The organism is Pseudomonas sp. LPH60 (assembly GCF_030718165.1).
GTDB classification, from domain to species: domain Bacteria; phylum Pseudomonadota; class Gammaproteobacteria; order Pseudomonadales; family Pseudomonadaceae; genus Aquipseudomonas; species Aquipseudomonas danubii.
Genome location: NZ_JAVAJH010000003.1, coordinates 194,022 through 207,227, shown reverse-complemented (window position 1 = coordinate 207,227; position 13,206 = coordinate 194,022). Strand labels below are relative to the sequence as shown.

Genomic DNA, 13,206 nt, shown 5'->3' with positions numbered 1-13,206 from the left:
CAGATGGGGCTGGGGGCCTTTCTCTCCGGCTCCGGGGCCCACGGCGGCAGTTGGCGCCATCCCCGGGCGGATGCCGATGCCTCGTTGAATTTCCAGCGCTACCGACACTACGCCCAGACCCTGGAGCGGGGCTGTTTCGACGCGCTGTTTCTCAACGATAACGTGGCCGTGGGGGATCTCGATCCGCGGGTGCTGGCTCGCAGTTCCCACAGCCTGCGCTGGGACCCGCTGACCCTGCTGCCGGCCCTGGCGGTGGTGACCCGGCACATCGGCCTGATCGCCACCGCCAGCACCACCTACAACGAGCCCTACAACCTGGCACGCAAGTTTGCCTCGCTCGATCACTTGAGCGAGGGCCGGGCCGGCTGGAACCTGGTGACGGGGCTGATCGGCGGGGAGAACTTCAATCACCCCGAGCCCCCCAGCCATGCCGAACGTTATGCCCGGGCCGAGGAGTTTTTCGCGGTGGTCAGCGGCCTGTGGGACAGCTGGGCCGATGACGCCTTCCCCCGGGACAAGGCCAGCGGCCAGTGGTTGCAGCCGCACAGGATGCACCTGCTGGAGCACCGTGGCCGGCACTTCCAGGTGCAGGGACCGTTGAATGCGCCGCGTCCGCTGCAGGGCTGGCCGGTGATCGCCCAGGCCGGGTCTTCGGGCCCGGGCTGTGAGCTGGCGGCCCGCTGTGCCGAGCTGGTGTTCACCGCCCAGACCGACCTGCAACAGGCCAAGGATTTCTACGCCAGGCTCAAGGAACGACTTCCCCATTACGGTCGCCATGCCGGGCAGTTGAAGATCTTCCCGGGGATTGCGCCCACGGTTGGCCGGACCCTCAACGAGGCCGAGGAGAAGTATCAGCAGTTGCAGGAGCTGCAGGACCCGGAGGCCCAGCTCAGGGCGCTGTCCTACTTGCTGGACCTGGGCATCGACCTGTCGACACTGCCCCTGGATGCCCCAGTACCGCTGTTGGCGGACGCGGCCCCCACCGAACGGCACAAGAGCCGCCGGCAACTGGTGGTGGATCTCGTGCGTCGGGAGCGGCCAACGCTGGCGCAGCTGCTGCGCAGCCTGTCCGCCAGCGGGCACAAGGTACTGGTGGGGACGCCAGGGCAGATCGTCGATGAACTGGCGACCTGGTACGAGGAGTACGCCGCCGATGGCTTCAATGTGCTGTTCACCCACCTGCCGGGGGCCATCGACGACTTTGTGCAATTGATCACCCCGGAGCTGCAACGCCGGGGCCTGTTTCGCCAGCGTTACACGGGGCGCACCCTGCGCGAACACCTGGGGCTTGCGCGAGTGGAAAACCGATTTTTCAGTCATCGGGGCAATGGCTGAATCGCGCAAAGAGTCTTTACTTTCAAGCCGCAACGCCCATCAATCAACGCAAGGAACAACAGCATGTCCGGATGGTATGAGTTGAAGAAAAGCAGCAACGGTCAATTTCGTTTCGTGCTCAAGGCGGCCAACGCCGAGACCATTCTCACCAGCGAGCAATACACCACTCGCGCGGCCGCGGAGAACGGCATTGCCTCGGTGCAGGCCAACAGTCCCCTGGAGGAGCGCTACGAGCGCAAGAGCACCAAGGACGGCCAGCCCTATTTCACGCTGAAGGCGGCCAATCACCAGATCATCGGCAGCAGTGAAGCCTATTCATCGGAGGCGGCCCGGGACAAGGGCATCGCCAGCGTCAAGGCCAACGGTCCGAGCCACAACATCAAGGACCTGACGGGCGCCTGAACCCGGTTCGACAAGGTCTTTGCCGCTTGGTCCGATCAGGGGCCAGGCGGCCTTGCTGCAGCGCCATCGGCCCTGTGGCAGCGGGTCGCCCGCGATGGCGGCGGGCTTGGGTTCGAGCCCCTGACGGGCGCCAGCCGATTGGCGACTGAATTCTGGCGAAATGCCATCACTTGTTTTATCCTCCGCGCCCGTCAACGGGCGCTCGGCAGGCCTGGCGCATGGGTTGACGTTATCGATCATTGTCCAAGGGATCTGCGACCTCATGATTCGCCCTCTCGTATTACTCGCCGCGCTGCTGGCGCTGAGCGGTTGCTACAGCCTGTCTTCCACGAAAATCGCCGAGAGCATGCGCCCCGACTCGCAGTCGGGGGTGGCCTATGTGGTGGGCGTGGTGGGCATCTGGCCGAAGGCGGTGCACACCGCCAACGAACAGATGCTGCTGATTCGCCCACGAGGCGGTGAGGGCTTCGCCTCGGCACGCTTGTACAACCAGATCTACGGCCGCACGCCACGGGATGTGCGCGAGACCTGGCACGGCATCGGCAGCCTGTTCGTGATGCCGCTCAAGCCCGGGCGCTACGAGATCTACAACCTGCACTTTGACCGCGGCAACGCCACCGCCTGGAGCCGCGAAGACTTCTCCATCCCCCTGGAACTGGAAGCCGGCAAGGCCTATTACGTCGGTGATTTCCGCGCCGGCTGCCTGTCGGCGACGGGGGCCAAGTGCGTGTTTCTGCACAGTGACCATCTGGAGCGCGACGCCGCCCTGGTACGGGCCAAGTACCCGCAGGTGCCGAGCCTGCAGCGGGTCGATCTAGAGAAGATGGAAGACGTCACGTCGCTGATCGTCAAGGAGCAGGGACCCAAGGCGTCAATGCTCAAAGCCATGCTATCGGGGGATCTGTAATGCGCAGTCGGTTGTGGTTGTTGCTGGTGCTGATGCTGGGACTTGGCGGTTGCCAGACCAGCCATAGTCTCAAGTCGGCCGAGGTGGATTATCAGCAGCGGTTGCCAGCGATCAGCGTCAGTGTGATGGGAGCCATCCCTGCCGGCCTGATCCGTGACGACCTGCGTCGTCGTGGCACCTTCGAGCAGGTGCAGCCGGGGTTCAGTGCCGATGGCTACAACGTGATCGTGATGGCCAACAGTGATTACTTTGGCTGGCAGAACATTCCCATGGGGCTGCTCAGTGCGATGACCTTTTTCATCGTGCCGGGCCGGGTCACCTGGGACAGCCAGGTGATGTTCCATGTCAGCCGTGGCGACCAGCCGCTGGCCAAGTATCGGGTCAGCAATCAGACCCGTTCCTGGCGCGGTTGGGCCAATCCTGATGGCAGCCAATACCAGCATGTGCAGCGCATCACCGACGACTTCATCGCGCAGATGCTGCAGGACCCGCAGTTCAAGGCCCAGGCCCCGGTGGCGCAGAACAGCCACTGAGCCACGCGTGAACGCGGCCCATGGCAAAGCCCGGACGGTGTCAGCCGCCCGGGCTTTTTGCTCAGGGTTTCAAGCCAGGGTATGCAGCAGCCTCTGCAACTGTTGGCGTGCGCCCTCGTTCAGGGCAAACACCGGCCGGCGCGGCTCGCCGGCGTTCAGCCCGGCCAGTTCCAGCCCGGCCTTGACCGTGGCCGGCAAGCCGCCCTTGAGGATGAAATCCAGCAGCGGCAGCTGGCGGTAGAACAGCTCCCGGCCGCGCTGCAGGTCGTTGTCCAGCAGCGCCTGGTAGAGGTTGAGATTGAGCTGCGGGATCAGGTTCGCCGCCGCCGTGCACCAGCCGCTGGCACCCGCGGCGAAGGCTTCCAGGGCCAGCGGGTTGCAGCCGTTGTAGAACGGCACCTGGCCTTCGCCCAGCAGGTGCAGCTTGTGCATGCGCTGGATGTCGCCGGTGCTTTCCTTGACCAGGGTGACGTTCTCCACGCTGTGGAAAATCTTCAGGATCAGCTCCACCGACATGTCGGTGCCGCTGGTGGCCGGGTTGTTGTAGAGCATGATCGGCACGCCGATGCTGGCGCCGATGGCCTGGTAGTGGGTGAGGATCTCGGCTTCGCTGAGTTTCCAGTAGGAGGTGGGCAGCACCATCACCACGTCGGCGCCCCGGGCTTCGGCAAAGCGCGCGCGGCGGATGGCCTTGGCGGTGGTCAGGTCGGAGACGCTGACGATGGTCGGCACGCGCTTGGCCACGTGGCGGATGCTGAACTCGGCGACCTGGTCCCATTCCGCGTCGCTGAGGTAGGCGCCTTCGCCGGTGCTGCCCAGGGGCGCGATGGCGTGGACGCCGGCGTCGATCATGCGGTCGATGGAGTGCCCGAGGGCATCCAGGTCCAGGCCTTCGCCGTTAGGGCCGAAGGGGGTGACGGTGTAGCCGATGATGCCGTGGATCTTGGTGGTAGGCATGGTGCAACTCCTGCAAGGCATAGGGGGTGGATCAGTTCAGGCAGTCGGCGTGTTTTTTCAGGTTTTGCCGAGCGTAATAGTTGAAGGCGGCGCCGTGGCGCTTGGGCTTGGAGATCCAGTCGTGGGCTTCACGACCCAGCTCCGGGAGGATCGGCTTGATGGTGCCGGCGGCCATGGCCAGCAGTTGCAGCTTGGCTGCGCGCTCGATCAGTTGGGCGATGACGCAGGCTTCCTCGATGCTGGCCCCGGTGGACAGCTGACCGTGGTGGGAAAGCAGGATCGCGCGCTTGTCGCCCAGGGCCGCGGAGATGATTTCGCCTTCTTCGTTGCCCACCGGCACCCCGGGCCAGGCTTCGAGAAAGGCGCAGTCCTCGTACAGCGGGCAGAGGTCCATGTGCGACACCTCCAGCGGCACTTCGAGCATCGACAGCGCGGCAACGTGGGTCGGGTGGGTGTGGATGATGCAGTTCACGTCTGGCCGGGCGCGGTACACCCAGCTGTGGAAGCGGTTGGCCGGGTTGGGCATGCCGTGGCCTTCCAGGACTTCCAGGTCTTCGTTGACCAGCAGCAGGTTGCTGGCGCTGATTTCATCGAAACCCAGGCCCAGTTGCTGGGTGTAGTAGGTGCCGGGCTGCGGACCGCGGGCGGTGATCTGCCCGGCGAGGCCCGAGTCGTGACCGTTCTCGAACAGAATGCGGCAGGTCAGGGCCAGCTTTTGCCGGTCGGTCCACGTATTATCCGCCAGGGTGTTTTGCATCTGGGTCAGGGCTTGCTTGATCAGTTGGTCCTTGGGCAGTGCTAATGTCTTGGCCATATCGGGGTCCTTGGTGAGGGTGCAATGGACGTCGGGTTTGCACTTCACCTGTTACTTGCAAGGTTGTTGGGTGAATGCTCATGACACTAAAGAGGCTATATGACACTTTGTGTCATTGGCAAGCGCCAATCGTTGTTTTCTAGATGGATTAATCGCTCCACATGTCTATCCGTTTGAAATTATTGAGAAAAAAACTTGGCGTGACCCTGGAGGCCCTGGCCGAAAAATCCGGGATGACCAAGAGTTATCTGTCGAAAGTCGAGCGCGGGTTGAACACCCCGTCGATCGCGGCGGCGCTGAAATTGGCCAAGGCGCTGAACGTCAAGGTCGAGGAACTGTTCGCTGAAGACAGCCTCAGCCTGGACAGCTACAGCCTGGTGCGTAGCGATGAGCGCCAGTCACTGGCGGCCAACGACCAGACCCCGGGCTATGCGGTGCTGGCCCATCAGGTCAGCGAGCGCAACCTGCTGCCGTTCATCATCTACCCGGCCAAAGAGTTCAGTGACAAGACCTTCAAGGAACACCTGGGGGAGGAGTTCCTGTTTGTTCATGAAGGCCAGGTGGAAGTGGATTTCATGACCGAGCGGGTGATTCTCAACCGTGGCGACGCGCTGCACTTCAACGCCCAGAAACCCCACCGCATCCGTTCCCTGGGGGATGAGCAGGCGCAGTTGCTAGTGGTGGTACACAGCAACGAAGAATGAGCCCCGACCACTTCCTGTAGCCGCTGCCGCAGGCTGCGAACGGTCCGCAGGCCTGCGGCGATCCCAAGGACGCCCAAGCCCCTGCGGTGCTTATCGCAGGCTACGCCAGCGGCTACACCAAGCCTGGCGTGTCCCCATCTGTAGCCGCTGCCGCAGGCTGCGAACGGGCCGCAGGCCCGCAGCGATCCCAAGGACGCCCAAGCCCCTGCGGTGCTTATCGCAGGTTACGCCAGCGGCTACACCAAGCCTGGCGTGTCCCCATCTGTAGCCGCTGCCGCAGGCTGCGAACGGGCCGCAGGCCCGCAGCGATCCCAAGGACTCCCGCGCCCGGCGCAATCAGCGTTCCACGGGCACCGACAGGGCCGGGTTGCCCAGGGCGTGGGTCTTGGAATCGAAGAAGCGCAGGTTCAACTCCAACCCTTCGAACAGCTTGGCGTAGTGGCGCTTCTGGTGCTGGATGAACGCCGCGCTGCGCGGGTAGATGGAGATCGCCAGGGTCGTGACGGCCGACTGGCGGATCGCCTGCACCAGGTGCTGGTCCTGGGGGCCGAGGTTGTGGCCGAAGATGCACAGGGCGCCGCTGTGGTCCAGCAGTTGCTGGTAGCAGAACGACAGGTAGTCCGAGCTGCGGATGGTCTTGAGCTTGTCCGCCAGGGGGCCTTCGCTGATGAACAGCGGCACGTCGTCCAGGGTCTTGAGGGTGTTGTTGATGGCGAAGCTGCCCAGCAGGGTGCCTTCGGTGGAGCTCAGCTTGCGCGCGCTGCCGTCCAGGTTGCGCACCAGGTGCAGGCCGCCGTGGAGGTAGAGCAAGCGGGTAGCGGCGCTGGAAGTGGTGCCCAGTGCGAAGGCCGGATCGGCGCCGTGAAACAGGTCATCGATGCCTTGGTTGTCGTGCTGCACCGCCCAGTAGTTGAGCAGGTCGTAGTTGCTGGTGAACACCGTGGGATAGCGTCGCAGTTCCTGGTTGATCGCCGCCAGGCTTTGCGGCTGTACCAGGCGCCAGGGGATGTGCACCGCATGCACGGTGTTGATCAGGGCTTCCTTGATCGCGTAGTAGCGGTTGCGCGGCGCCGCCGAGCTGACGGCCAGGGCCTTGTTGACCCGGCTGGTGGTTTTCAATGCGCCCAGTACCTGTTCGAAGCTGCGGGTCTGCAGGGCTTCGAAGACGCTGAGCTCGGACTGGCTCAGGGGCTTTTCTTCCACTGTGCGAGCGTTTTCGAACAGCGAGTCGTAGGCAAAGTCTTCCCAGACGGCACGGCTGGCACCGTTGCCGATCAGCAGGCCATTGAACGGTGTGCTCGTGCCCAGGGCGTTCCAGTCTTCAAGTTCGGCGTCAAATTCCTGGAAATCCGTCATCGCGGTCATTGGTCTCAAGGCAGAAGGTCATCAGGGCGCCGACTTTATCACGACCGACCCTTGAGCCAGATCAAGATCGCCCGTGACCGATGAGTCGATCCTGTCGGGCAGACATGAATCGACACCCCGCATTGGGCATTCGCCTGGAGACCTCCTCATGAGCAGCACCTTCTTCATCCCAGCCGTCAACATCATGGGCATCAATTGCCTGGACGAGGCCATGAGCGCCATTCGCAATTATGGGTTTCGCAAGGCGCTGATCGTCACCGACGTCGGCCTGGCCAAGGCCGGGGTGGCGGGCATGATCGCCGAGAAGCTGGCCATGCAGGACATCGATTCGGTGATCTTCGATGGCGCCAAGCCCAATCCGAGCATCGCCAACGTCGAGCAAGGGCTGGCGCAGTTGCAGCAGTCGCAGTGTGATTTCGTCATCTCCCTGGGCGGCGGCTCGCCCCATGATTGCGCCAAGGGCATTGCCCTGTGTGCAACCAACGGCGGACACATTGGCGACTACGAAGGGGTCGACCAGTCGAGCAAGCCACAACTGCCGTTGATTGCCATCAACACCACCGCTGGCACCGCCAGCGAGATGACCCGCTTCTGCATCATTACCGACGAGTCGCGCCACGTGAAAATGGCCATCGTCGACCGCAACGTCACGCCACTGCTGTCGGTCAACGATCCGGCGCTGATGGTGGCGATGCCCAAGGGCCTGACCGCCGCCACCGGCATGGACGCCCTGACCCACGCGGTGGAGGCCTATGTGTCCACCGCCGCCAACCCGATCACCGACGCCTGTGCGCTCAAAGCCATCAGCATGATCAGCGCGAACTTGCGCCAGGCGGTGCACGACGGCAGCGATTTGCTGGCCCGGGAGAACATGGCGTATGCGCAGTTCCTCGCCGGCATGGCCTTCAACAACGCGTCCCTGGGCTTCGTGCATGCCATGGCTCACCAGTTGGGCGGTTTCTATGACCTGCCCCATGGCGTGTGCAACGCGGTGCTGTTGCCCCATGTGCAGAGCTTCAACGCCAGCGTCTGTGCCGAGCGCCTGACCGATGTGGCCCACGCCCTGGGCGCGGATATTCGAGGCTTCAGTCCGGAGGAGGGAGCCCAGGCGGCAATCGCGGCGATTCGCGCCTTGGCTCGGGACGTGGAAATCCCCGCCGGTTTGCGGGAACTGGGCGCCAAGTTGCAGGACATTCCGCTGCTGGCGGCCAACGCCCTGAAAGACGCCTGTGGCCTGACCAACCCGCGTCCGGCGGATCAACGGCAGATCGAAGAGATTTTCCGTAGCGCGTTTTGAGGAACGGGTAGGTCCGTTTCGCTGGCAAGCCAGCTCCTACATGTGAAGCGTTCACCAACGTGCCGGGGGCTGACGGCGGGTATGGAAAATTCGCAGAATCTGTAGCCGGTCCCCGCGCACCCGGTAGGGAATTAGGTAAGGCCAGCCCGGCACTACCCATTCCCGGGTGCCGGGCAGGCGGCCTTCGCGGCCACTTGAGGGGAACCGGGCCAGTTGCTCGATACTGATCAACAGCGCCCTGACAAATTCCCCGGCGGCCCGGGGATCGTCCTGGGCGATATGACGGGCCTCAGCGTCCAGGTTGTTCAGGGCGCTGCGTAGCCATTCAATGCGCATTGTCGGTCCACTTGCCGGCGATGGCCGCCACTTCTTCGGCACTGGCGAAGTCACCTGCGTCGGCCTCGTTCAGGGCCTTCTGGATTTCCTCGATTTGCCAGGCTTCCCGCGCCAGGTATTCACGCAGGGCGTCCACGGCGAGAAACGACTTGCTGCGTCCGGTGGCTTTTGCCAGCAGGGCCAGAGTTTCAGCAAGTTCATCGGGCAAGCGCAGGGACATGATGGACATGGCAGTCTCGTTGTAGTGATGTGTAATACAGCATATTACCTCGTCATACCCTAGCCCAGGTCCGGCCATTCGTCAGGCCTGCAGTTGTTACAAGGCAAGGTCACTCCCACGCGCGTGCTCCCAGCGTTGAAAGCGTCGACGGGGCAGAGGATAGTGCGACCTGAAATCGCGCTGTATCCGCCTGTCACAAGGAGTCGTGAATGTTCCGTCGCTCTTCTTTGATCCCGCTTCTGGGCAGCCTGGCGCTGCTGGCCGGCACCACATCCGTCGCGGCCCAGTGCCTGCCGCCGCCCCGCAATGCCGAGGTTCCGGGCTTTTCCCTGTGCAAGGACTGGCCGGCCTTCGACGACCAGAGCATCAGCCTGCTGTCGGAACAGGTCCCGGACCCCAGCGACACCGGCAACGGTGACGGCACCTACAACCTGCAACTGGCGGTGCTGGACCGCAACAGCGGCAAGCCCCTGGCCAGTTACAGGCAGCCTGTGGCTTTCGTCTCCGACGCCTTCCGCCTGGAGAGCGTGAAGCTCGACACCGGGCGCTTCCAACTGGCGCCACAAGTGCGGGCCTTTGGGGTTCGGGCTGCGTTCGAGGGCTCGTCCCGGGTCAACCCTTTCAATCAGGTCTGGCTCAGCCTGTATGTGCGCGAAGGCAGCACCCTGCGCCCGGTGCTGGAGAAGTTCCTGGCCCATTCCTACAACGGCGAATGGGATGGCCAGTGCGCCGGCGAGGGCACTGAAACCACGCGTACCCTGGAGATCGCCAAGACCCGCAGCCACGGTTATGCCGACCTGATCGTGCGTTCGGTCAGCGTCAGTACCCGGAGCGAAAAAGTCGGGGAGGAGTGCCGGTCCAAGTCCGTGACCGCCAAGCCGGTGCTCATCACTCTGCATTACGACGGCCAGCGTTACGTGCTGCCCAATGGCTACAGCGGTATCTGAGGGAGTTTTGATGAAGTGGCTTGAGTCATGCGGCCTGGGCCTGGCCCTTTGTGCCGGGTTGGGGGGTGTCACGGCGGCGCAGGCGGGGTGCGACAACACGACGGGTATTCCCGGAGAGTTCTATGTCTGCAAGCCCTGGCCCGCAGAGCCGGAGCTGAGCATCAGTGCCCGGGCGACGCCCATGCCCGGGAGCCAGGCTGGCGACGTCAGCAGCTACAGCCTGGACGTATCGCTGCAGGACATCGACTCCGGTTGGACCCTGGCCAGCAACTACAAGGATAGCGCTCTGTTCTCCGATGCCGTGGCCCTGCAGGGGCTGCAGATCGACACCGGGCGCTACCGTTTGAATAAAGAGCAGCGAGCCTTTGGCCTGCGGGTTCTCTATCACCACAGCTCCAGTGCCATGCCCTACGAGAAAAGCGTGCTGACCCTGTATCGACGTGAAGACAAGGAAGTCCTGCCGCTGCTGGAAGGATTGGTGATGGATGAGAGCCACGGCGAGTTTGGCTGGGGCAGTGAGTGCGAGGGCCGCTCCCGGACCCTGCACCGGACCCTGGAAGTCGGCAGTGGCCAGCGCAACGGTTACGCCGATCTGATCGTGCGTACCCGTGAAGTCAGCACCAGGCATTTCAAGGGCCGTGATGGCTGTGAAAGCCGTGATCTGCCGCCCAGGAACACGCTGGCGACCCTGCATTATGACGGCCAGCGCTATGCGCTGAGCAAAGCCCTGAAAGGACAGTAATCGATGCTCACCGGCCTCAATCACCTGACCCTGGCGGTCAGCGACTTGCCCCGCAGCCTGGCCTTCTATCACTCGCTGTTGCAACTGCGTCTGGAGGCCACCTGGGATGCGGGAGCCTACCTGTCACTGCCGGGACTATGGCTGTGCCTTTCCCTGGACCCGCAACGGCGGGCACCGGCGGTTGCCGATTACACCCATTACGCCTTTGGCGTCGGCGCTGTGGATTTTGCAGCGCTGGTCCAGCGCCTGCGTGAGGCGCGAGTGCCGGAGTGGCGCGACAACCGCAGCGAGGGCGCGTCGTTTTATTTTCTCGATCCCGATGGGCATCGACTGGAAGCTCATGTCGGTGACTTGGCTTCGCGATTACGGGCCTGTCGCGAACATCCTTACGCCGGGATGCGCTTTTACCCCGCCGACTGAGGCGCCGCTACCGGGAAGCAGCTGACGAAAGCCGCTGGTGGCAAGGTGCCTTGATCGTGCAGAATCCGCCAGATTCGTTCTGTGCCTGGCGTTGCCGTGAGGTGCATCCGTTCTGGAGTCTTGCTGATGACCTCATCGCTGTTGCTGGCTGTTATCGCCTCGGGTTTCATTTACGCGATCACCCCCGGGCCCGGGGTCCTGGCGGTCTTCGGTATTGGCGCTTCCCGTGGCCGACAGGCTGGCGCAGGGTTTCTCTGCGGGCACTTGCTGGGGGATGTGGTCTGGTGCAGTACGGCACTGATCGCCATTGTCGGCGCCCGGGAAATCGGTAGCGACGCCTTCAACATGCTCGGGGTGCTCAGCGGTTTGTACCTGTTCTGGCTGGGGCTGCGGGCGATCCGCAGTCGTGGTGGCAATGGCGATGAGCCTCAGGGAGCAGCGCGCAATCCGTTCTGGCACGGGATCATCTTCGGCCTGACCAACCCCAAGGCTTATCCGGTGGCGGTGGCGACGTTCACCGCCCTGCTGTCCAGTCGTGCGGAGCTGCTCAGCTGGTCCATGCTTCCCGGCCTGATTGCCCTGAGCTTCCTGGGCGGTCTCGGCGCTTACGCTATTCTCATCGGCGTGGTGGGGGCGCGGCAGGTACGCAGTTGGTATCAGCGTCACGAGCTAGCGATCACCCGGGTCTGCGGGGTGATGTTCATCGGTTTCGCGATCAATGCCCTGCTGCATGCGCTGCCGGGGCTGATCGGCAACAAGGCATAACGCCGCTCGCGGAGTGCGAGGGTGGTGTTCAGCCGGTGTTCGTCACTGGCTGACCGGGCTCAAGGGATGGGTACTCAGTGCATTTTTCATGGGTAGTAGCTTTCTCTGATGGCAACCAAGAACTCCGCGCCTCTGGCGAGTTTCATCGATCTGCTTCTGGACGTCGTGTGCGCCGTAGATAGCCAGGGTCGTTTCGTATTTGTCAGTGCCGCCTGCGAGCGGGTCTTCGGCTACACCGCCGACGAGCTGATCGGCCGGCCGATGATCGAGCTGGTGCACCCGGCCGATCGTGAGCGCACCCTGCAGGCCGCTCGGGAAATCATGGGGGGCGTGCCCAAGCCCAATTTCGAGAACCGTTACCTGCGCAAGGACGGGCGGGTGGCGCACATCCTCTGGTCGGCGCGCTGGTCGGAAGTGGATCAGTTGCGCATCGCCGTGGCCCGGGACATTACCGAGCGCAAACAGGCTGAATCGAAACAGGCGGCGTTGTATGCCATTTCCGAAGCGGCCCACGCCACCGAGGACCTGCTGGTGCTGTTCAAGCATGTGCATCGGATCATCGGTGAGTGGCTGCCGGCGCTCAATTTCGTTCTGGCGCTGTACGACGAGCGCAGCGATAGCCTGAACTTTCCCTACCATGTCGATGACTGCGAAAGCAGCCCGGAACTGCCCGGGACCCTGATCGGGCGTTTCTGCGCGCAGGTGCTGCGGCACGGCCAGTCCTTGCTGCTGGCACCGGAGTGTCCGTCGAGCCGGGATTTGTGGAACCAGTTCGCCGTCGTTCAAGGTCCTCGCTGCTGGTTGGGCGTGCCACTGAATTCGCAGAAGGGCACCATCGGCGTGCTCATGGTCAAAAGTGCACCCGGTGCCCGGGGCTACGGGGAGGCAGAGCTGGAATTGCTGCAGTACGTCAGCGCCCAGCTCGCCGCGGCCATCGAACGGGCGCAACTGCATGCGCGCCTGCACTACATGGCCGAGTACGATCAACTGACTCACCTGCCTAACCGTGAGCTGCTGCGCGAGCGCTTGCGTTCAGCCCTGGCTCGGGCCCGGCGCGACTCGGGACGCATGGCCTTGCTGTATGTCGACCTGGACAAGTTCAAGGAGGTCAACGACACCTGCGGGCATGCTGTGGGCGACATGCTGCTGCAAGCGGTGGCCAATCGCCTCAAAGGCTGCGTACGGGAAACCGACACCGTGGCACGCATGGGCGGTGATGAGTTCGTGGTGCTGCTGGAGAGCGTGCAGCACAGCGACGATGCCCAGCGTGTCGCCGAGAAGATTCGCCACGCGCTCAACGAACCGCTGCGCCTGGATGGCCATTCGCTGAATATCCTGCCGAGTATCGGCATTGGCCTGTACCCCGAACATGGCCTGGAAGAAAAGCAGCTGTTCAAGCACGCCGATGAGGCGATGTACGCGGTCAAGCGCGAGCGCAAAAGCCGCTCCAGCGCCTGAGGTC

General features: G+C 63.4%; 16 protein-coding genes. 11 read left to right on the top strand and 5 right to left on the bottom strand.

The window, feature by feature from the left end:
• Positions 1-3 precede the first annotated feature (3 nt).
• The 4 genes from Q8O96_RS11320 to Q8O96_RS11305 all read left to right on the top strand — a co-directional run bounded on the left by Q8O96_RS11320 (position 4) and on the right by Q8O96_RS11305 (position 3,177).
• Positions 4-1,335, top strand: coding sequence for an LLM class flavin-dependent oxidoreductase (locus Q8O96_RS11320; RefSeq protein WP_207167994.1), 1,332 nt, complete (start codon positions 4-6; stop codon positions 1,333-1,335).
• Positions 1,336-1,398: 63 nt separating this feature from the next.
• On the top strand, positions 1,399-1,737 hold the full coding sequence (locus Q8O96_RS11315) for a YegP family protein (RefSeq protein WP_102861551.1): 339 nt from the start codon (positions 1,399-1,401) through the stop codon (positions 1,735-1,737).
• A gap of 262 nt (positions 1,738-1,999) precedes the next feature.
• Positions 2,000-2,644 carry a hypothetical protein gene (locus Q8O96_RS11310; RefSeq protein ID WP_207167201.1) on the top strand — a complete coding sequence of 215 codons (645 nt, stop codon included), beginning with the start codon at positions 2,000-2,002 and terminating at the stop codon, positions 2,642-2,644.
• Positions 2,644-3,177 carry a hypothetical protein gene (locus tag Q8O96_RS11305; RefSeq protein ID WP_305948805.1) on the top strand — a complete coding sequence of 178 codons (534 nt, stop codon included), beginning with the start codon at positions 2,644-2,646 and terminating at the stop codon, positions 3,175-3,177. Before Q8O96_RS11310 ends, Q8O96_RS11305 begins: the two co-directional genes overlap by 1 nt.
• A gap of 69 nt (positions 3,178-3,246) precedes the next feature.
• Here Q8O96_RS11305 and Q8O96_RS11300 read toward each other — a convergent pair whose 3' ends face one another.
• Entirely contained in the window at positions 3,247-4,134 is an 888-nt protein-coding gene (locus Q8O96_RS11300; RefSeq protein ID WP_305948804.1) for a dihydrodipicolinate synthase family protein, read from the bottom strand.
• A 31-nt stretch (positions 4,135-4,165) separates the two neighbouring features.
• Positions 4,166-4,948, bottom strand: a complete 783-nt coding sequence (locus Q8O96_RS11295; protein ID WP_102878683.1) for an aldolase — start codon at positions 4,946-4,948, stop codon at positions 4,166-4,168.
• 161 nt (positions 4,949-5,109) lie between these two features.
• Here Q8O96_RS11295 and Q8O96_RS11290 point away from each other — a divergent pair, with 161 nt between their 5' ends.
• Positions 5,110-5,652: a helix-turn-helix domain-containing protein gene (locus Q8O96_RS11290; RefSeq protein ID WP_102861556.1), complete on the top strand. Its 543-nt coding sequence runs from the start codon at positions 5,110-5,112 to the stop codon at positions 5,650-5,652.
• A gap of 336 nt (positions 5,653-5,988) precedes the next feature.
• On the opposite strand, the gene Q8O96_RS11285 is transcribed toward Q8O96_RS11290, so the two are convergent.
• A complete protein-coding gene (locus Q8O96_RS11285; RefSeq protein ID WP_305949022.1) occupies positions 5,989-7,008 on the bottom strand; it encodes a DUF4917 family protein in 1,020 nt (339 codons plus the stop codon).
• 157 nt (positions 7,009-7,165) lie between these two features.
• On the opposite strand from Q8O96_RS11285, the gene yiaY reads away from it, so the two are divergent.
• Positions 7,166-8,314 carry an L-threonine dehydrogenase gene (gene yiaY, locus Q8O96_RS11280; protein ID WP_102861557.1) on the top strand — a complete coding sequence of 383 codons (1,149 nt, stop codon included), beginning with the start codon at positions 7,166-7,168 and terminating at the stop codon, positions 8,312-8,314.
• 51 nt (positions 8,315-8,365) lie between these two features.
• On the opposite strand, the gene Q8O96_RS11275 is transcribed toward yiaY, so the two are convergent.
• Positions 8,366-8,650 (bottom strand): type II toxin-antitoxin system RelE/ParE family toxin, encoded by a 285-nt coding sequence (locus Q8O96_RS11275; protein ID WP_110595048.1) that lies wholly within the window; start codon positions 8,648-8,650, stop codon positions 8,366-8,368.
• Positions 8,640-8,879 carry a CopG family ribbon-helix-helix protein gene (locus Q8O96_RS11270; protein WP_092320301.1) on the bottom strand — a complete coding sequence of 80 codons (240 nt, stop codon included), beginning with the start codon at positions 8,877-8,879 and terminating at the stop codon, positions 8,640-8,642. Before Q8O96_RS11270 ends, Q8O96_RS11275 begins: the two co-directional genes overlap by 11 nt.
• A gap of 200 nt (positions 8,880-9,079) precedes the next feature.
• Between Q8O96_RS11270 and Q8O96_RS11265 the strand changes: the two genes are divergently transcribed.
• The 5 genes from Q8O96_RS11265 to Q8O96_RS11245 all read left to right on the top strand — a co-directional run bounded on the left by Q8O96_RS11265 (position 9,080) and on the right by Q8O96_RS11245 (position 13,202).
• On the top strand, positions 9,080-9,817 hold the full coding sequence (locus tag Q8O96_RS11265) for a hypothetical protein (protein ID WP_115581774.1): 738 nt from the start codon (positions 9,080-9,082) through the stop codon (positions 9,815-9,817).
• Between the two features lie 10 nt (positions 9,818-9,827).
• Positions 9,828-10,559: a hypothetical protein gene (locus Q8O96_RS11260; protein ID WP_102861559.1), complete on the top strand. Its 732-nt coding sequence runs from the start codon at positions 9,828-9,830 to the stop codon at positions 10,557-10,559.
• Positions 10,560-10,562: 3 nt separating this feature from the next.
• A complete protein-coding gene (gene fos, locus Q8O96_RS11255; protein ID WP_305948803.1) occupies positions 10,563-10,979 on the top strand; it encodes a fosfomycin resistance glutathione transferase in 417 nt (138 codons plus the stop codon).
• A gap of 126 nt (positions 10,980-11,105) precedes the next feature.
• Positions 11,106-11,744 (top strand): LysE family translocator, encoded by a 639-nt coding sequence (locus Q8O96_RS11250; RefSeq protein ID WP_115581776.1) that lies wholly within the window; start codon positions 11,106-11,108, stop codon positions 11,742-11,744.
• A 108-nt stretch (positions 11,745-11,852) separates the two neighbouring features.
• Positions 11,853-13,202, top strand: a complete 1,350-nt coding sequence (locus Q8O96_RS11245) for a GGDEF domain-containing protein (protein WP_102861562.1) — start codon at positions 11,853-11,855, stop codon at positions 13,200-13,202.
• Positions 13,203-13,206 lie beyond the last annotated feature (4 nt).